The 18235-nt window shown below is 44.0% G+C and carries 14 protein-coding genes and 1 tRNA gene; 11 read left to right on the top strand and 4 right to left on the bottom strand.

Going from position 1 to position 18235, the window contains the following annotated elements; genetic code table 11:
* Positions 1 to 156: 156 nt before the first annotated feature.
* The 6 genes from gyrA to J5X94_RS03550 all read left to right on the top strand — a co-directional run bounded on the left by gyrA (position 157) and on the right by J5X94_RS03550 (position 8196).
* On the top strand, positions 157 to 2958 hold the full coding sequence (gyrA, locus tag J5X94_RS03575; RefSeq protein ID WP_210540156.1) for a DNA gyrase subunit A: 2802 nt from the start codon (positions 157 to 159) through the stop codon (positions 2956 to 2958).
* Positions 2959 to 3272: 314 nt separating this feature from the next.
* Positions 3273 to 4343 (top strand): EamA family transporter RarD, encoded by a 1071-nt coding sequence (gene rarD / locus J5X94_RS03570; protein WP_210540154.1) that lies wholly within the window; start codon positions 3273 to 3275, stop codon positions 4341 to 4343.
* A gap of 239 nt (positions 4344 to 4582) precedes the next feature.
* A complete protein-coding gene (gene rarD, locus J5X94_RS03565) occupies positions 4583 to 5653 on the top strand; it encodes an EamA family transporter RarD (protein ID WP_189580452.1) in 1071 nt (356 codons plus the stop codon).
* Between the two features lie 362 nt (positions 5654 to 6015).
* The gene (locus J5X94_RS03560; protein ID WP_210540152.1) at positions 6016 to 6684 is read left to right on the top strand and encodes a glutathione S-transferase; all 669 of its coding nucleotides are present in this window, start codon (positions 6016 to 6018) and stop codon (positions 6682 to 6684) included.
* 92 nt (positions 6685 to 6776) lie between these two features.
* Entirely contained in the window at positions 6777 to 7034 is a 258-nt protein-coding gene (locus tag J5X94_RS03555; protein WP_010200262.1) for a hypothetical protein, read from the top strand.
* Positions 7035 to 7077: 43 nt separating this feature from the next.
* Positions 7078 to 8196 (top strand): ribonuclease Z, encoded by a 1119-nt coding sequence (locus J5X94_RS03550; RefSeq protein WP_210540151.1) that lies wholly within the window; start codon positions 7078 to 7080, stop codon positions 8194 to 8196.
* A gap of 41 nt (positions 8197 to 8237) precedes the next feature.
* Here the strand turns inward: J5X94_RS03550 and J5X94_RS03545 are convergent, their stop codons facing one another.
* Positions 8238 to 9209 (bottom strand): ATP-binding protein, encoded by a 972-nt coding sequence (locus J5X94_RS03545; protein ID WP_210540149.1) that lies wholly within the window; start codon positions 9207 to 9209, stop codon positions 8238 to 8240.
* A gap of 97 nt (positions 9210 to 9306) precedes the next feature.
* On the opposite strand from J5X94_RS03545, the gene J5X94_RS03540 reads away from it, so the two are divergent.
* Together J5X94_RS03540 and J5X94_RS03535 are read left to right on the top strand one after the other, a co-directional pair.
* Positions 9307 to 10368 carry a serine/threonine protein kinase gene (locus J5X94_RS03540; protein ID WP_228293142.1) on the top strand — a complete coding sequence of 354 codons (1062 nt, stop codon included), beginning with the start codon at positions 9307 to 9309 and terminating at the stop codon, positions 10366 to 10368.
* Positions 10369 to 10464: 96 nt separating this feature from the next.
* The gene (locus tag J5X94_RS03535) at positions 10465 to 10821 is read left to right on the top strand and encodes a hypothetical protein (RefSeq protein WP_210540147.1); all 357 of its coding nucleotides are present in this window, start codon (positions 10465 to 10467) and stop codon (positions 10819 to 10821) included.
* A gap of 228 nt (positions 10822 to 11049) precedes the next feature.
* On the opposite strand, the gene J5X94_RS03530 is transcribed toward J5X94_RS03535, so the two are convergent.
* The 3 genes from J5X94_RS03530 to J5X94_RS03520 form a co-directional block, all read right to left on the bottom strand.
* Positions 11050 to 11134 (bottom strand) — tRNA-Leu (locus tag J5X94_RS03530).
* A gap of 219 nt (positions 11135 to 11353) precedes the next feature.
* Positions 11354 to 13147 (bottom strand): sigma 54-interacting transcriptional regulator, encoded by a 1794-nt coding sequence (locus J5X94_RS03525; RefSeq protein ID WP_210540526.1) that lies wholly within the window; start codon positions 13145 to 13147, stop codon positions 11354 to 11356.
* Between the two features lie 183 nt (positions 13148 to 13330).
* Positions 13331 to 14734 (bottom strand): two-component system sensor histidine kinase NtrB, encoded by a 1404-nt coding sequence (locus J5X94_RS03520; protein WP_210540146.1) that lies wholly within the window; start codon positions 14732 to 14734, stop codon positions 13331 to 13333.
* A 135-nt stretch (positions 14735 to 14869) separates the two neighbouring features.
* Between J5X94_RS03520 and rimO the strand changes: the two genes are divergently transcribed.
* The 3 genes from rimO (at position 14870) to frr (ending at position 18093) form a co-directional block, all read left to right on the top strand.
* Positions 14870 to 16450: a 30S ribosomal protein S12 methylthiotransferase RimO gene (gene rimO, locus J5X94_RS03515; protein WP_210540144.1), complete on the top strand. Its 1581-nt coding sequence runs from the start codon at positions 14870 to 14872 to the stop codon at positions 16448 to 16450.
* Positions 16451 to 16682: 232 nt separating this feature from the next.
* The gene (gene pyrH / locus J5X94_RS03510) at positions 16683 to 17408 is read left to right on the top strand and encodes a UMP kinase (protein WP_010200240.1); all 726 of its coding nucleotides are present in this window, start codon (positions 16683 to 16685) and stop codon (positions 17406 to 17408) included.
* 130 nt (positions 17409 to 17538) lie between these two features.
* On the top strand, positions 17539 to 18093 hold the full coding sequence (gene frr / locus J5X94_RS03505; RefSeq protein ID WP_010200239.1) for a ribosome recycling factor: 555 nt from the start codon (positions 17539 to 17541) through the stop codon (positions 18091 to 18093).
* The last annotated feature ends 142 nt before the right edge of the window (positions 18094 to 18235 follow it).

The raw sequence follows: 18235 nt of genomic DNA, 5'->3' as shown, positions 1-18235 counted from the left end.
ATCGCCATTTTCCTATGGTTTTGCACGTTTTGAGGTGTTTTTTAGCGTTTATATAACAATCATAGTTGCGCATTTGTGCAGCTATATTTTTGTATCAGCTTAAACCTTTTTAAGGTGTGCAATCCTTAGAGAAATTATGTGAGTGAAGGAGTGTATATGAGCGACTCGATCAGTCCTATTGCCATCGTGGATGAATTAAAGCAATCCTATTTGGATTATGCGATGAGCGTGATCGTCTCGCGCGCGCTGCCTGATGTGCGTGATGGGTTCAAACCAGTGCATCGCCGTGTGATGTATGCGATGCACGTGCTGTCTAATGACTACAATAAAGCCTATAAGAAGTCGGCGCGTGTGGTCGGTGATGTCATCGGTAAATATCACCCGCATGGCGATAGTGCGGTCTATGATGCAATTGTACGGATGGCGCAGGACTTTAGTTTGCGTTACCCGATGGTTGATGGTCAAGGTAACTTTGGCTCGATTGATGATGATCCACCGGCGGCTATGCGTTATACCGAAGTACGTATGACCAAGCTGACCCATCAGATGCTGGCTGATCTCGACAAAGACACTGTCGACTGGGAAGACAACTACGATGGCTCTGAGCGCATGCCAAGCGTGTTGCCTGCGCGTGTGCCTAACTTGTTGGTCAATGGTGCGACTGGTATTGCAGTCGGCATGGCGACCAATATGGCACCGCATAACCTGACCGAAGTCATTAATGCGTGCTTGGCATATGCCGAAAATCCGCAAATATCAGCTGAAGAGCTGATGACCCATATCTCCGGTCCTGACTTTCCCACGGGCGGTATTATCTACGGTCGTGCAGGTATTTTGGATGCTTATCGCACCGGTAAAGGCCGCTTGCACATACGTGGTCGCTATATCATTGAAGCGATGAGCGATACGGGCGTCAACCGTGATCGTGAGCGCATTGTATTTACCGAAGTACCTTATCAGACCAATAAAGCCAAGCTCATTGAGCGTATCGCTGAGCTGGTACGTGACAAAAAAATCGAAGGTATTACTGAGATTCGTGATGAGTCTGATAAAGACGGCATGCGTATCGCCATTGATTTGCGTCGCGGCGAGACGGCTGAAGTTATCGTCAATAATTTATTCCTCCAAACACCGCTTGAGTCTAGCTTTAGTATCAATATGGTGGCGCTCGATAATGGTCAGCCAAAATTATTGACCTTACGTCAGCTCATTGCTGCTTTTGTACGTCATCGTCAAGAAGTGGTGACGCGCCGTACCATTTATGAGCTAAACAAAGCCCGTGTCCGTGGTCATCTGCTCGAAGGCTTGACCGTTGCACTGGCGAATATTGATGAAATTATCGCTGCAATTAAAGCGTCTGCAAACCGCGGCTTGGCACGTGAGAGCTTATTAAACAACACATGGGGTTCAGGCAGTGTCGTGGCGATGCTAACCGCTGCTGGCAGTCAATCAGTACGTCCTGACTTCATCGAAGGCGAAGATCCAAAAGCACCGTTTGGTCTGATTGAGGGTAATGAGCATTATCGCTTATCACTTGAACAGGTCAATGCTATTTTAGATATGCAACTGCATCGTCTAACAGGTCTTGAGCAAGACAAACTGACCGAAGAATACCAAGATTTACTGCGTGAAATCGCCCATTTAGAGTCTATCCTTGGCGATTTTGACAAGCTAATGACCATTATCTCTAATGAGATGATTGAGATTCGTGAGAACTTCGGTGATGAGCGCCGCACTGATATTATTGATTCGCGTATGGACTTTAACCGTGAAGACCTTATCCCAGAGCAAACCGTAGTCATGACCGTTTCTCGTACTGGTTATGCGAAAACCCAGCCAATTGATGATTATGTTGCGCAAAAACGTGGTGGTAAAGGCAAATCTGCGACTGCGATGAAAGAAGACGATGTGATTGATCATCTAGTAGTGACCTCAACGCATTCTACAGTATTGTGCTTCACTGATAGTGGACGTGTCTTTAGCCTACGCGGCTTTGAAGTACCGATTGCCAGTCGCGGTGCCCGTGGTCGTCCATTAGTGAATTTAATTGGGTTAAATCCTGATGAAACCGTGACAACTATCTTGCCTATTCCAAAGATAGTAGAAGAGCTACCGGTAAAAGGTGACACATCATTAACAGACACCTTAATAGAGGGTGATGATGAGTTATCAGAAGATATCAATCAAGCAGAGCCACCTTTTGTATTCTTTGCAACTGCTAATGGTACAGTGAAACGGGTAGAGCTTAAGCAGTTTGCCAATATTCGATCAAACGGCTTGATTGCTGTTGGATTAGAAGAGGGCGATAAATTAGTCAGTGCTCGTATCACCAATGGTAGCCAAGAAGTGATGTTGTTTGCTTCCAGTGGCAAAGCCATTCGTTTTGATGAAAATGATGCTCGCGCGATGGGTCGTACTGCGAAAGGTGTCCGTGGTATGCGTCTGGCTGCTGATGAATTCATTAAGTCGTTAGTCGTTATCGAAGATGATGTCCGCGAAATCCTAATTGCTTGTGAAAAAGGCTTTGGTAAACGTACCTTTATCGATGAGTTCAATACCCAAAATCGTGGTGGTGGCGGTGTAATCGCGATTAAGACCAGTGAGCGTAATGGTGCGTTAGTACGAGCCACCAAGGTTGACTCTACCGATGATATTATTTTGATATCTGACAAAGGGACGTTGGTGCGTACGCCAGTTGAGCATGTCGCTAGCTCTGGTCGTAATACGCAAGGTGTCACGCTGATTCGTCTGTCAAAAGATGAAAAACTGGTTGCTATGGCACGTGTCGAGCACGAAGAAAGCGATGATGAGCTAGTTGATGCTATGAGAGAAGATGGTACGTTGCATGTAGAGGGCCAAGAGCAAATAGACATCGATGCGGCAACTGGCAACACAGCCACAACTGAAGTTGATGATGCTATCGATATTGCAAATAATGATGAGTTAGACGGCGAATAAATGTCTCAGTAGTTAGCTTTGTGATCTAGGGCGTGTCATCAATTAGCACATTGATACATTTAGTGGTCTTAAAATGGTTAAATTTTGCCAAACATCGTCAGAAATCTTGTCAATATGTTCATATTTACGGCAATTTCTTTCTTGTTTGGCTGCAATTTTCCTCATTTTAAGCCTCACAATCTAAATGATGACACGCCCTAGTCTTATATGATTGTTCTAAAAAAAGCCTCTGACGTTATCGTCGGAGGTTTTTATTTTTTGATTCTCATTTTTTTCAATAATGTAAATAAGGTTCTATTTTTAAGGCTGTTGTTATGCTTACGACCAATCAAACTTTTCAGGGAACTGTCGCATCGGTATCATCGAGTTTTTTATTTTCGATGATGTTTGTATTTGGGCTGTTTATGTTGCCCTTAACGGGGACACAGGTAGCATCATGGCGTGTCCTTATGATGCTATTAAGTTTGGTAATATTGCTCAGTTTGACCAAGCAGTGGCAGCATGTCTTTGATTATATAAAAACGCTAAAGACACTGAAAGAATGGTTGATATTTATATTGCCCGCACCGATTTTGGGTGGACAGATCTGGCTGTTTATGTGGGCGCCCGTTAATGGGTTTGGTCTGGACGTTACGCTGGGTTATTTTTTATTGCCGCTTGTGATGATTGTGCTTGGTCGATTTTTTTACCATGAGCATATGAGCGTCCTACAGTGGGCAGCCGCACTATTCGCAGCGTTAGGCATCGGTTACGATATTTTTCAGTATGGTTCGGTATCTTGGGTGACGCTGTTTGTGTGCTTGGGCTACCCACCTTATTATCTGTTGCGTCGTACACTTGCTGTGCCACCAGTGACGGGGCTGTTGTTTGATTTGACTCTGCTGACGCCAGTAGTGCTCATCATACTTTATGTGACTGGTGGTTTTGACGTTGCGGCACAAGAGATGAAGTTTTGGTATCTATTGCCGCTACTTGGTGCTTTGAGTGCGCTTGCGATGTCACTGACGATGATTGCGAGTAGTAAGCTGCCCGTATCATTGTTTGGGGCGTTAAGCTATATAGAGCCGATGCTGTTGTTTGTGTTATCCATTACGGTTCTGAGTCAAAACCTCGATGAAGGCGGCTCGCTCTTTATGTATGGCATGATTACGCTTGCGCTTCTGGTCATGATGGTTGATAGTGCCACAGGCTATCTTGTTCGTCGTCGTAACGATCATCTTTATGGTTATAGAGAGCCACAAGTGGGCGGTTTCCCACCGCGACGCCATTTTATCAATCAGCGTATCGATGGCGTACTAAAAGCGCATCGTTTTCGCAAGATACGTCGTTACCAAAAAAAGATGAATAAAATACAGCAAAAACTTGAGCAACTTGATTTAAAATAAGCACTTAGAGTCATTAAACTTACTCAACGAAGAAGTTGATATACTAAATGAAAGGCAGTATTGCTTATCTATTCTGACTTTGACATAATGCAGCCCATGATATAAGCACGACATATCAAAAGCGTTGATCTTGGATTGCGCGACGACCTTATATGCAAAAGCCTCAGACGTTCTCGTCTGAGGCTTTTGTTTTTTTTAAAATTGCCAAGGATGTGCCCCAATCTCTAAAGGCTGCTGTGATGCTGACTACTAACCAAACCTCGCAGGGTACGATCACTGCTGTGGCTGCAAATTTCTTATACTCTCTGCTGTTCTTATTCAGCTTGCTGCTGCAACCGTTATCAGGTACGCAGGTCGCTTCGTGGCGTGTGCTAACGATGTTTTTTAGTTTGGTGCTATTGGTAAGTGTATTAAAACAATGGCAGCATATTTTTGACTATCTAAAAACATTAAAAAACGCTAAAGAGTGGTTTTTATTTATATTGCCCACCCCAATTTTGGGCGCACAAATCTGGATATTTATGTGGGCGCCAGTGAATGGTTTGGGGCTTGAAGTGACGCTGGGTTACTTTTTATATCCAATGATTATGATCGTCGTTGGTCGATTTTTTTATAATGAGGATATGAGCTTACTTCAGTGGGCTGCCATTGTATGTGCGGGTCTTGGTATCGCTTATGATATCTTTGAATATGGTGCTATCTCTTGGGCAACTTTGTTTGTCTGCTTGGGTTATCCTCCTTACTATCTGCTACGTCGCTATCTAGCCGTACCACCCATCACTGGTCTTATATCGGACCTTGTGTTGTTATTGCCAGTCGTATTGGTTGCGCTGTATATGAATGGCGGTTTTGAAGTAGCAATAACTAACCACAAGCTTTGGTATCTGCTGCCGTTATTAGGCATTATCAGTACCGCTGCGATGTCATTGACGATGGTCGCCAGCCAAAAGCTACCTGTCTCCTTATTTGGGACTTTATGCTACCTTGAGCCGATATTTTTGTTCGTATTTTCGATTGCGATTTTGGATCGTAACTTACATGATGGTGGATCCATGCTGATGTACAGCATGATTTTTGTGGCATTGCTTATTATGATCGCTGATAGTGCGCTGGGTTATTTGGGACGCAAACGTGATGACCGCTTACATGGCTACAATGAGCCACAAGTGGGCAGCTTCCCACCACGCCGTCGTCTAGAAAATCGCCGTATTAAAGGCGTGTTGGCCGCGCATCGGTTTCGTAAGATTAAGAAGTATCAGCAAAAAATAGACAAAATGACGCGAAAAATAGAAGTGCTCCATGCCAAATAAGCAGGTGTCGTTGTAAAACCAAAGTTGACTTGGCAGGCATTGTTTTTCGTAACTACTCTACACAGTTGTAGTGTCAAAGCCGCGTTAAGTACGCTATTATCAGTAGCAGCAGTATCACACTCGACCTAATTTGGCACATGATATCTAGGGCGTGTCCTCAATCTGAATGAAAATACCTAAATGGGTCAAAAATGGCTAAATCTTGCTAGACTGTGTCAAACAGCTGGTTAATATCTCGATATTATCTGTGCTACTTTCCTCGTTTGGCTGCAATTTATCTCATTTTTATCACCATGTTCAGAATGAGAACACACCCTAAAATAGTATAGCGGACTCACAATTACTTATTACTAGGATGGTTTATGTTACACCTTCATCATTTAGCAAACTCACGCTCGTTTCGCATTTTATGGTTATTAGAAGAGCTCAAAGCCGATTATCAACTGACGTGCTATGAGCGCAATAAAGCTTACCGCGCGCCTGAGAGTCTAAAAGCCATACATCCGATCGGTCATGCACCGATATTGGAAGTGGATGGTCGCCCGCTGGTTGAGTCAGGGTTTATCATCGAATATCTGCTCAAGCATTATGATAAAGCCCATCAGTTCAAACCTGCCGATGACAACGAAGCAGCGTGGGAAGCTTATACGTTTTGGTTGCATTTCGCTGAAGCGTCTGTGATGCCACCGCTCATCATGCGATTGGTGTTCACCAAAGTGGTTGAGCAATCACCGATGTTGATTAAACCTGTTAGCAAGGGCATCAAAGCAAAAGTCGAAAAAAGCATGATTGCTAACAGCTTAAACAAAATACTTGACATGATGGAGCAGCATCTACAGGACAATCATTGGTTCGCTGGTGAAGATTTTAGCGCCGCCGACATTCAGATGCATCTGGCGGTAGTAGGTGCCAATGCTGGTCCGGGCTTAGATAAGAATAAATATACCAATATTTTAAATTGGCTAAAACGCTGTGAAGAACGTGAGGCCTTTAAGAGCGCAGAAGAAAAGGGCGGTCGTCTTAAGTTTTAGTTGCTGGCGTTTACACATGTATAAGCGCTTGATTTAATATTTTGATAAAAGGTTTTGTTTATGTATAGACAAAACCTTTTTAGGATAAAGTAATGTCTGACCTGAATAAATCTGATAACAAAAGCATCGATACCGATGTCAATACTAACCCATCGCTTGCTCGTCAAGAAATCAATAGCCAGCAGGTGTCTATCAAAGCGTGGTCACAAAAACTGCTGGTCGTGCTGCTATGTGTAGCGAGTTTTTATGGTGGTTGGAAGTCTTATGAGTCCAATATGGTCAATGAGTGTACTGCCAATGGTGGACAGATGGTAGCAGGCGACCGAACCATGATATGCCAGTTGTCATAAGCCGTATCATTCATTAATAGTTTTGTACTATGAGTGCTAAATCATGCTCAAACTGACTTTTTTAGGTACTTCAGCAGGGGTGCCAACCAAACAGCGCAATGTCACTGCCTTAGCGATCGAATGCTTGAATCCTTATTCATCGAGCGCTAGTCAGCAGCCTAAAAAATCGCGTCCGTGGCTATTGATTGATTGCGGTGAAGGTACGCAGCAGCAATTGCTGCACACTAAGCTCTCCTTACATCAATTAACCGCCATTTGTATTACCCATGTGCATGGCGACCATTGCTATGGTTTGCCAGGATTGCTGGCGAGTGCGGCTATGTCAGGACGTCGCGATCCGCTGACCCTCATTGCACCAAAAGCCATCGCGACATTGCTTGAAGCTATCACCGCCCCTACAGAGTTGTATTTGCCCTTTGCCATCAATTTTATGGCGATTGAAGAATTATTGTCCAAAGATAGTGGGGGTAACGGTCAGGTAAGTATCAGTTTAGACAGCCAGCATCAGCTTGATATCGATATCACACCACTATCACATCGCGTCGCCTCTCATGGTTTTGGTATCACTCAGACTATCAGCCAGCGCACGCTTAATGCGGATAAGTTGACCGCAGACGGTATTCCAGCAAGTGCCCTGTGGGGCAAACTGCAGCAAGGTACAGATGTCATGACCGAAGACGGTCGTGAGCTGCGCTCAGCAGATTATGTCAATAACGACGTTAAGCGCACACGGGTAGTGGTAGCAGGGGATAACGATACGCCAGCTTGTCTCACTTCTGCGTTGGTCGATACTGATTTACTGGTGCATGAAGCCACTTATACTCATGAAGTTTTAAGCAAAATCAAAGCCAAAAATCCAGACTTTGACCCCATGCATAGTAGTGCGCAATTGGTGGGCAAATTTGCTCAAGATATCGGGCTTAAGAATTTGATTTTGACCCATTTTAGCGCGCGTTATCAAAGCTTTGATAACCCAGATAGCAGTACGGCAAACATGGGGCATATTCGCTTAGACGCGCAAAGTGTATATCAAGGCAATCTATGGCTGGCAGCAGATTTTGACCAATATATGGTCGATGGTGCAGTTGACTTGGCAGGTAATCAAGAGGGCAGTCAAGAGGAGGGTCGCGTGCAGTATCTAGGTTCTGCACGCAGTGATTAGACATGGGTTAGACTTAAATATGACTTATAACCAGATATGGCTTAGCGCTTACCGTCTGCAATTTCCAATTGCGTTATACCGCTCCAGTATCGACTGAACTGGTAAGCAACCCGTCCTGAGCGACCACCACGTTCAGAGGCCCAACGTAGCGCATCCTTTTTGATCTTGTCAGGCATGATCTGACTTTCCAAAACGGTCTTAGCGTCACTATCCATATCAGCTGAGATTTTCTGCTGTTCTAAATTTAGGTAATGCTGAACGATATGCAGGTAAGTCTGCTGATCCATGGGGTGGAAAGTGAGTGATAAACCGAATCGATCTGATAATGATACGGTCTCATCAATGGCTTCATAGGGGTTGACTTCATCCGTCTGCCCATTGTAAATATCAATATTGTCTTTCATCATTTGCGGTAGCAGGCGACGGCGATTACTGGTGGCATAGACCAGTAGTTTGTCTTGTTCAGAGTCTAGTGAGCCATCAAGCACGCTCTTTAGCGTACGATAGCTTTCATCTTGACCGTCAAAAGCTAGGTCATCACAGTATACGATGTAGCGGCAATTACAATCTGCTGGTAGGGCATTAATGGCAGCGCGAATCTTATCTAATATTTGCAGATCGTCGCGGGCAACTTCAATAATACGTAAGCCTTCACTATGATGAGCTTGAAGCAAGGCGCGAATCAATGATGATTTACCGGCACCGCGTGTCCCCGACATTAAGACGTGATTGGCAGGATAACCTTTAATAAACTGACGGGTGTTTTGTACCAGCTTAGACTTTTGCGTATCGATACCATGCAAGTCATCTAAGCTCAAAAACAAGTTGACTGATAAAGGCTCCAAATTGCCAGTGCGTCCACCAACCCAGCGATAAGCAAGCTGGCTCGGATCGATTTCAATAGTTGGTGTAACCCGCTCTTGTAAATATTGACTGAGCAAATCTAGCAGCGGTGCGGGCAGGGCGTAAGTAGGCTGATTAGATGGCGTGGTTGGGATGGTTGATTGTGACATAGTGGCTCTAACAGTTAAGGGTGCGTTTAAATTAGGAATTTTAAATTAGGAATAGCGGTTTGATAAAGGCTTCGCTCTATCATGAGAAACTGGTCATATGAAAAATAATACCATGGAAAATAGTGCCAGTAATCCGTCTATTATACAAGCGTTGCAGGTGCAAGCTCAGCAGCTATTGCTCATTATTACGCAAGAACTAGGCGCACAGTATTTTAGTGAGATAGTACATCAGCGTATTGCTCAGCAAAGCACAGAACAAACGCAAGATGAGCATACGCAAGTTGTCAAAACACAAGGTATCAAAACGCAAAACATCGACAATACTTACTTCCAAGGCTTAACCCGCGCTCAGCATCCGCAATTTGGTCATGTCATGATTAAATGGCAGTTGAGTGCCGACGCTTATCCTATCGCTTTCGATTTAACTCACGAAGTAGATGTTTTAGCTGCTATAAATGCTTTATCAAGAATCGAAGATAATGCTATCTCACCGCCGCTATTGGCGCATCATTGTATAAACGTTCAAATACTAGAGCAGCCTCAAAAGCTGGTAATAGTAGTCATGCCTTATTACTCTAATGGTAGCTTGGCAGGGCAGTTGAGTGATCGAAATCAGCGTTCATTGACAGCGTCACAAAAGCATCATTTCATCACTCAATCCGCACACTTGATAGCCAATTTGCATCAGGCTGGCTGGCTACACAATGATATTAAGCCTAGCAATATTCTGCTGGATACTTCTTGCGATAGCTCCTTGCTAAATAATGCAGGTGCCAGCAGCTTAATGCCTAATCTATTATTGACTGATTTTGCCTTGGCAGAGATGTTTAACGAGCTAAAAGAGGGAAGCCCTGCTGGTACACCTGCCTATCTCGCACCTGAGCGTTGGCAGGGGAAGGGCGCAATGGTACAGAGCGATATTTATGCATTTGGCATAATGATGGTTGAGATATTAATGGGCGAGCGACCGTTTAAGATAAATAAACAAAGTAGCGATCCAATGATTGACTGGGCGACGCAACATTGTCAACAGCCTATGCCAGCTTTGCCACTAGAATATAGTCGCTATCAATGTATTGTAGATAAAGCATTGGCGAAACGCGTGGAGAAAAGATATCGGAGTATGGATGAGGTGTTGGAGGTATTAAAGAGTTTGTGATAGTAGATAGCCGAATTCCAGACACAAAAAAATCTGCTAAAAAGTAGGTGTGATTTTAAATTTAGTATCAGCTGAAACTATAAAAGAGAGTCCAATATGATATTGTCAATCCATATACCAACAGACCTTAGAATAAATGAGCTTATCAAAAGAGAAGATATACCTTGTTTTTGTAAGATTGACGCTAAATTTATACTAACTTTTGATTTTGATCCATTTTTACTAAAAGGTGAGATATTGGAATGGGATACAGAACGACTGAATTTATTGTATCCTAGTGGAGTTGGAGGTGAATATACTTATTATAATCATGCCATGGTGTCTATATATAAAGTATCAGAAAACCAATATAAAATGATAAGTCTTAAGTTTTTCCAATCATATCTTGGCTGGTGCTCCATAATAATTGATGGAGAGTACGCTCCTGAACGAGAATATGACGAAGATTTTTGATATATAAGCTGAAAGATTTATCATGCACGCAATGCTTAATAATTAACATTGCATGAGGCTAAGGTTAGCTTTAGTAAAATACTAATACCAAGCGTTTTAAAATTGGTATGCAGATTCTAATTAATATTGTCTTTGTCTCTAAGACAGTCTCGATATTAAATTACAGACACAAAAAAACCTGCTAAAAAGCAGGTTTTGATATTTGGTCTAAGATGTACTATCCGAAAATGGTGGGGCTGGAGAGACTCGAACTCTCACACCTTGCGGCGCCAGAACCTAAATCTGGTGCGTCTACCAATTCCGCCACAGCCCCATTTTCGTTACTCTATCATTATTAACGTTTAAACTCAAACACAACGTAGATAGTTAACTGATTCGGTAGTGCGTCTCAGTGGTTGGCTATTATATAGAGTTTGAATGGTTTGACAAGCCCTTTTTGCAATTATTTCTAATTATTTAACGATTATTTCTGATTTATATGATAAATAATTGATTTTACTGGAATTATTAATTCAATGATTTTGCATTTTTATCACTCTTTGGTCTGCGTCTCTGCTGCTGACATATCTAACTGCTGTAATTTACGGGTGAGCGTATTACGTCCCCAGCCGAGTAAGTTGGCAGCCGCTATCTTTTTGCCCCCGCTATGATTGAGTGCCGCTGTAAGTAACACTCGTTCGAACTCAGGCGTTGCCGTTTGCAAGATGTCAGTTTCGCCTGTTTGTAGCGCTTGTTTGGCCCACTCTGCCAATGCCTGCTGCCAACTTGGATTTTTAGCGATATTTTGAGTTTGATTATTTTGACTATTTAGATTACTGCTATTTAGATTGTTGCTGTCTAAATTATTGCTATCTATATTGAGGCTGTGTGAGCTATCACCGGTGTGCTGTTGGTTGTACTGATCAAATTCAGACGAGGACGACGTTTGTTGTGGCTGCAACTCTGTGTTTGCTGGCATCGCTTCAAGCAGCTCTGGCGGCAAGTCATCAACCATGACTGTATCTCCGGTTGCCATGACCGTTAGCCATAGGCAGACGTTCTCAAGTTGACGCACATTACCGCGCCAGTCAAAGGCTTGCATAATCTGTAGCGCCGCAGGCTGTAGCTGTTTTAAGGCGGTGTTCATTTGCTTAGCAGCTCGTTGCATAAAATAACTGGTTAAAGCAGGAATATCTTCGCGGCGCGTCCGTAGTGGTGGTAGCGGTAGGCGAATGACATTGAGACGATAAAATAAATCTTCACGGAACCGACCTAGTTTGACCAGTTCTTCCAAGTTTTGATGGGTGGCAGCAATGATGCGCACGTCCACTTTGACCGGTTGCTGTCCGCCCACACGGAAGAACTCACCGTTTGCCAATACCCGTAGCAGCCGCGTTTGGGTGCTAAACGGCATGTCACCGATTTCATCCAAAAATAACGTACCACCATCAGCTTGCTCAAAACGACCTTGCCGTGTCGTCGTTGCACCAGTGAACGCACCTTTTTCGTGACCGAATAACTCCGACTCAATCAAATCGTGCGGAATCGCGGCCATATTGAGGGCAATGAATGATTGCTGGTGACGCGGTGAATGCTGATGCAGGGCACTGGCGACCAGCTCTTTCCCTGTGCCTGATTCACCGGTAATCAAAACGGTAATGGGTGAGTGCGCCAATCGTCCAATCGCACGAAACACTGTTTGCATCGCTTGTGACTGACCAATGATGCCGCTGGGGTTGTCATTGGCTTGTGAATCAGTTTTGATCTCAGCTTTGTTTTTAGTCGTCTTATGGGCTTTGGTGGCTGTCTTAGTGTTATGAGTGGCTTTATTTTTACTAGTTGACTTCGTATCTGTCTCAGGCGATTTATTTGCAGTTGTTTTGGCATCCGACTCATTTGGTTGATCTATTTTCGCCATGTCTGGTTGAAAATTAATCGCTTTATAAATCGTAGCGACGGCATCATCTAAGTCAAACGGTTTCGGCAGATATTCAAATGCTCCTGTCTGATAGCTATTGATGGCAGAGGTTAAGTCTGAATGAGCTGTCATGATGACAATCGGCAACGCAGGGAAGTGCTTATGCACCCAGTCGCTAAAAGACAAGCCGTCCATCATAGGCATCCGAATATCGGTCAATATCACATCCGGTAGCTGTGTGGCTGACTCGCGCTGCTGCAAGATATCATTGAGGCGTGTCCATGCTGCTTGTGCTTGGGTAAAGCTGATGACCGTCAACCCTGCATCTTCAAAAGTATCCGCCAACACCAAGCGCAGCGCTGCATCGTCATCGATGAGCCATAAGGTCGCAGGGTTGTCAGCAGGCGCATTATTGACCGTTACTTTCATAGCTTGGTTATTAAGTGTTTGATTGTTAAGTGCTTGGTTATTAAGCGTTTGGCTGCCAGATGTTTTATCATTCGAGCCTTGATTGTCGCTGTTAGATTTAAGGTTGTCGTTATATGCAGTCATGTATCAGGCCTAATGAGCAAGTGATTCAGGGTTGTTGTTTGATAGGTTCAGCCATGATTTTTACGCATCGGTTGCGGGCTGTTTAAAGGGTAAGTACAGCGTAAAACGAGTCTGACTGTTATTGTAATTATAACTGGGATTAGAATTTGGGTTAGCGCTTTGTGCTTGATTCGAGCTGACGTCAATCATACCATGATGACAGCTGATAATATCTTGCACAATCGATAAGCCAAGACCAGTACCAGCGGCACGACTGGTCACCATCGGGAAAAATATCTGCCCAATCAGCGCTGCATCTATCCCTGAGCCGTTATCCGTAATACTAACTTGCAAAGCTTGTTTGTGCTGTTGGCTACCAATCGTATGTTGGAAGGCAACGCGCGTTTGAATATGCAGCTTTGGTTGATAGTTTTTTTCAACCTCAAGATTACTATGCAAAATATCTGAAGGTAATTGATCAGCTTTGGCTGGCGCGTTTTGTTGAAGTGTCTGCTCAAACTCAGTCATTGATTCACAGGCATTGTTAATTAGGTTTAAAAACACTTGAATCAACTGATCTTTATCAGCGCATAACTCGGGTAACGACAAATCATAATCACGTTGCAGTGTAACTTGGGGGTACTGATTGAGCACTAAGGTTAAAACATGCTCAAGTGGCTCATGAATGTTAAGCATTTGCCAGTTTGGTAGCTGATTGGAGCCAAGAAACTGTCCGATAAGGTGGGTTAAGCGATCGGTCTCTGAGATAATGATATCAGTATAACTACGGAGCTTCTGCGCTGTTTTTTGCAACTGCTTATCGCCATTCGGAGCTGGATTTGCGCCAGAATCTATATCGCTAATAGCAGGAGACGGAGGGTTATGTAAAGCAGTCGCCTCGCTGAATTTGATAAATTGTCGCTGTAATAATTGTGCCGCGCCGCGAATACCTGCCAATGGGTTTTTGATTTCATGGGCAACCGAACGCAGCATATGACGGGCAACATTATATTGCTGTTGCTGACGCTGCTCCTCTGAGATACGGCTTTGACGGTCTTTACCCCACATCTCAATGATAAAGTAAGGTTGCTGCTCATAGATGACAGGCGTCACGCTATAGTCGACTGAGAGCGGTAAGTTGCCATTGAGTGGGGTTTTGATGATGTGATCATGATCGATAAAGGGTTGTTGATATTGCTTTGCTTGATGAAATCGCTCGGTCAAGGCGCAGATTTGATTATCCAATTGGTCCGGGTTCAAAGCCAGCGCAGCGCGCTCGTCGAGCTTTAATTCATCGGTTGCGAGCAGGGTCAATATTGACTGATTGAGCAAGCGTTCACTGCTGATGGCTAGTAGTTGTTCAGCTTGGGCATTTAGCCACGTAATGACTAGCTCGTCATTGACCCACAAGATAGCGGTGAATAAATGCTGTGATATAAAGGCTAAGTCAGGAGTCGGTTTGGCGGTTGTAAAATCAGCTGTCATTGTCAGTGCCTAATAAAGAATAATACTGAACGTAATATTTAACCATAAATCAATACACTAGCGCGGCAAAACTGGTGATTATCACAAAAAAAACGTACAATGCGCTCAGCCAATTTATCTCTAGCAAGGTCAGCCATGCCCAAAACTTCTATCGAGTCTATTAATACGACAATCGTAACATCCTCGTCAGCGTCTATTGCCCCAAAAGACACTGCCACCCTCTTTAATCCTGCCAAGCCGACAGCAACGCCTGCGCAAAGCTCGACGGATAGTAGTGAACCTTATCATCATAAAGCCAATCACAATCAAAACCGTAGCATTGAGCAAAGCAGTGAGGTTACGACAGCCAATGCGACTGCCACGATGCCTGTTAGTGCCGCGCCAAAGATTGGTTTTGTATCACTAGGTTGCCCAAAGGCACTAGTGGATAGTGAGCGTATTATTACAGAATTGAGCCGCGATGGGTATCAAGTTGCCAGTGATTACGAAGGTGCCGATCTCGTAGTGGTCAATACCTGCGGCTTTATTGAATCTGCGGTGCAAGAGTCATTGGACGCCATCGGTGAAGCCATTAGTAAAAACGGTAAAGTGATCGTCACTGGTTGCTTGGGTAAAGAAGCGGACAAAATCCGTGCCATGCACCCAGCCGTGCTAGCCGTGACCGGTGCGCATGCGTATGATGAAGTGATTACGGCAGTGGCGCAGCATGTACCCAAGCCGAACCGCAGTTTGGACGCAAACTATGACCCAAAGATAAATTTAATCAATGAAGCGGGTATTAAATTAACCCCAAGCCATTATGCTTATCTAAAAATATCGGAAGGCTGTAATCATCGTTGTACCTTCTGCATTATTCCAAGCTTGCGCGGAGATTTGGTCTCACGTCCGATTGATAATGTCATGAACGAAGCCATGGCGCTAAAAAACGCTGGCGTGAAAGAGCTGCTAATTATTTCACAAGATACCTCTGCTTATGGGCTGGACTTGAAGTATAGAACCAGTTTTTGGAATGGCATGCCGCTCAAGTCGAAGTTTTATGACTTATGCCAAGCATTGAACGATTTGGGTATTTGGGTGCGTCTGCATTATGTCTACCCATATCCGCACGTGGACAAAGTCGTTGAGTTGATGGGCGAGAAGAAATTATTGCCTTATCTTGATATTCCGTTCCAGCATGCCAGCCATCGCATCCTAAAGGCAATGAAGCGTCCAGCGCACAGCGAAAACACCTTGGCGCGTATCAAAGCGTGGCGTGAGATTTGTCCAGACATCGCTATTCGTTCAACGTTCGTCGTTGGTTTCCCTGGTGAGACGGAAGAAGATTTTCAATGCTTGCTTGATTGGTTGGTCGAAGCTCGCCTTGATCGCGTCGGTGCCTTTACCTATTCAGAAGTCGAAGGCGCAGTGGCTAATGATTTGCCAGACCACGTCCCTGAAGAGATTAAGCAAGAACGCTATGAGCGTTTCATGGCGCTACAGCAAGACATCTCAGCACAGAAGCTACAAGAAAAAATCGGTAAAACCTTGACGGTATTGGTCGATGAGATTGATAGTATCGAGGGCATTGCGATTTGCCGCAGCTACGCTGACGCCCCTGAGATTGACGGTCATGTCTATGTTGACGATATCAATGCGCAAGTCAAAGTCGGGCAATTCCTCACGGTCACGATTGATGATGCTAGCGAATACGATTTGTTTGCCAGTTACCAAGGTTAGATGACTGTTATTTAAATGACCGCTATAAAGGTTGAATGACTACGATAATATGTGAGTGAAAATTGCCCAATGATAGGCAGTTTTTGCTACAATTAGCGCAATTTAGCCTTTTTACACGCCTGCCATCAAGTATGGCGGTATAAGCGAGTTTAAAGGTTAACTGTGTTTGTGTTTTACCGATGATTTTAATTATAATTAACGAAACTATAGTTTAACGAAATAAGGTGACCTCATGTCTGACAAAAACCCGCGTTACTCTCGTATCTTGCTGAAACTCTCTGGTGAAGCCTTAGCCGGTAGCAAAGACATGGGTATTGATACCGAAGTGCTCGATAAGATGAGCTTGTCTATCGCGCATTTGCGAGGGCTTGGGGTACAAGTCGGTATCGTGGTCGGCGGTGGTAACTTATATCGCGGTGCCCAGTTACAAAAAGAAGGCTTGGTTGGTCGCGTCACCGGTGATCAGATGGGTATGCTAGCGACAGTCATGAACGGTCTAGCGATGCGTGATGCCCTTGAGCGTCGCAATATCAAAACGCGTTTGATGTCAGCTTTGCCTATTGGCGAAGTGACCGAAAGCTATAGCAGTCGCAACGCCATTCGCTACCTAAAAAATGGCGAAGTGTGTATCTTTGTCGCAGGTACGGGCAATCCTTTCTTTACCACTGATACGGCTGCTTGCCTGCGCGGTATTGAAATCGAAGCAGGCTTGATTCTAAAAGCCACCAAAGTAGACGGGGTTTATGACAAAGACCCAAGCTTACATGACGACGCAGTGAAGTACGACGGTTTGACTTTTGACGAAGTATTAGAACAAAAGCTTGGCGTTATGGATTTGACCGCGATTGCTTTATGCCGTGAGCACAACGTGCCGCTACAAGTGTTCGATATGACCAAACCTAATGCTTTGTTGAATGTCATTATGGGCGAAAATGAAGGCACACGAGTTTTTCATTAATTCATATTGATACAGCGGTCATTAGCACTATCATAGCAATGGCAATAAATAGCTCACTGGTTTAACAGTTAATACCTTAATAATTAACAACAATGAATGATTTGTCGATAGCGATAAATAAGGATACATGATGATCAAAGAGATTAAGCAAGACGGCGAAGCACGCATGCAAAAGACATTGGAAGCGCTTGAGAGCACTTTTAGTAAAGTTCGTACGGGTCGTGCGCATCCAGGTATGTTGTCAGGTGTGATGGTCAGCTATTACGGTTCTGATACAGCACTTAATCAGGTAGCCAGTGTGAACGTTGAAGACTCACGTACGTTACTTGTTCAACCGTTTGACCGTACTATGGTACAAGCGATTGATAAAGCCATTCGTGAAGCAGATCTGGGTTTGAACCCAATGACCGCTGATGTGATTCGTGTACCGATGCCAGCATTGACCGAAGAAACGCGCCGCGACATGCAAAAGCTTGCGCGTGGAGAAGCAGAGAACAGCCGAGTCTCTATCCGTAATATCCGCCGCGATATGATGAATGACATCAAAGAGCTGGCCAAAGAAAAAGAAATCTCAGAAGATGACGAACGCCGCGCCAGTGATGATATCCAAAAAATCACTGACAAATATATCGAAACTATCGATAAAAGTCTGACCAAAAAAGAAAGCGATTTGATGGACGTTTAAGCACTGTCTTTGATTTATTTTTTATCAATAAAAAATAAGTCAAGCGCTTAAAAATAAGTTTTTTGATGCAGACAATATCATAATAATAGACAGCTAATGGTCAATCACTATTGGCTGTCTATTGCTATATGGATTGTGATGA

It is taken from the genome of Psychrobacter sp. K31L (assembly GCF_017942195.1).
GTDB lineage: Bacteria > Pseudomonadota > Gammaproteobacteria > Pseudomonadales > Moraxellaceae > Psychrobacter > Psychrobacter glaciei.
Note: the sequence above shows the minus strand (reverse complement) of the source record. Positions and strands in the feature narration are given on the sequence as shown.

Excerpts from the sequence above, each read along its gene's own strand:
- pyrH (WP_010200240.1), top strand. The coding sequence starts at position 16,683 with ATGTCTGACAAAAACCCGCGTTACTCTCGTATCTTGCTGAAACTCTCT.
- rarD (WP_189580452.1), top strand. The coding sequence starts at position 4,583 with ATGCTGACTACTAACCAAACCTCGCAGGGTACGATCACTGCTGTGGCT.
- J5X94_RS03555 (WP_010200262.1), top strand. The coding sequence starts at position 6,777 with ATGTCTGACCTGAATAAATCTGATAACAAAAGCATCGATACCGATGTC.
- J5X94_RS03545 (WP_210540149.1), bottom strand. The coding sequence starts at position 9,209 with ATGTCACAATCAACCATCCCAACCACGCCATCTAATCAGCCTACTTAC.
- rarD (WP_210540154.1), top strand. The coding sequence starts at position 3,273 with ATGCTTACGACCAATCAAACTTTTCAGGGAACTGTCGCATCGGTATCA.
- rimO (WP_210540144.1), top strand. The coding sequence starts at position 14,870 with ATGCCCAAAACTTCTATCGAGTCTATTAATACGACAATCGTAACATCC.
- J5X94_RS03525 (WP_210540526.1), bottom strand. The coding sequence starts at position 13,147 with ATGAAAGTAACGGTCAATAATGCGCCTGCTGACAACCCTGCGACCTTA.
- J5X94_RS03560 (WP_210540152.1), top strand. The coding sequence starts at position 6,016 with ATGTTACACCTTCATCATTTAGCAAACTCACGCTCGTTTCGCATTTTA.
- J5X94_RS03550 (WP_210540151.1), top strand. The coding sequence starts at position 7,078 with ATGCTCAAACTGACTTTTTTAGGTACTTCAGCAGGGGTGCCAACCAAA.
- gyrA (WP_210540156.1), top strand. The coding sequence starts at position 157 with ATGAGCGACTCGATCAGTCCTATTGCCATCGTGGATGAATTAAAGCAA.
- J5X94_RS03540 (WP_228293142.1), top strand. The coding sequence starts at position 9,307 with ATGAAAAATAATACCATGGAAAATAGTGCCAGTAATCCGTCTATTATA.
- J5X94_RS03535 (WP_210540147.1), top strand. The coding sequence starts at position 10,465 with ATGATATTGTCAATCCATATACCAACAGACCTTAGAATAAATGAGCTT.
- J5X94_RS03520 (WP_210540146.1), bottom strand. The coding sequence starts at position 14,734 with ATGACAGCTGATTTTACAACCGCCAAACCGACTCCTGACTTAGCCTTT.
- frr (WP_010200239.1), top strand. The coding sequence starts at position 17,539 with ATGATCAAAGAGATTAAGCAAGACGGCGAAGCACGCATGCAAAAGACA.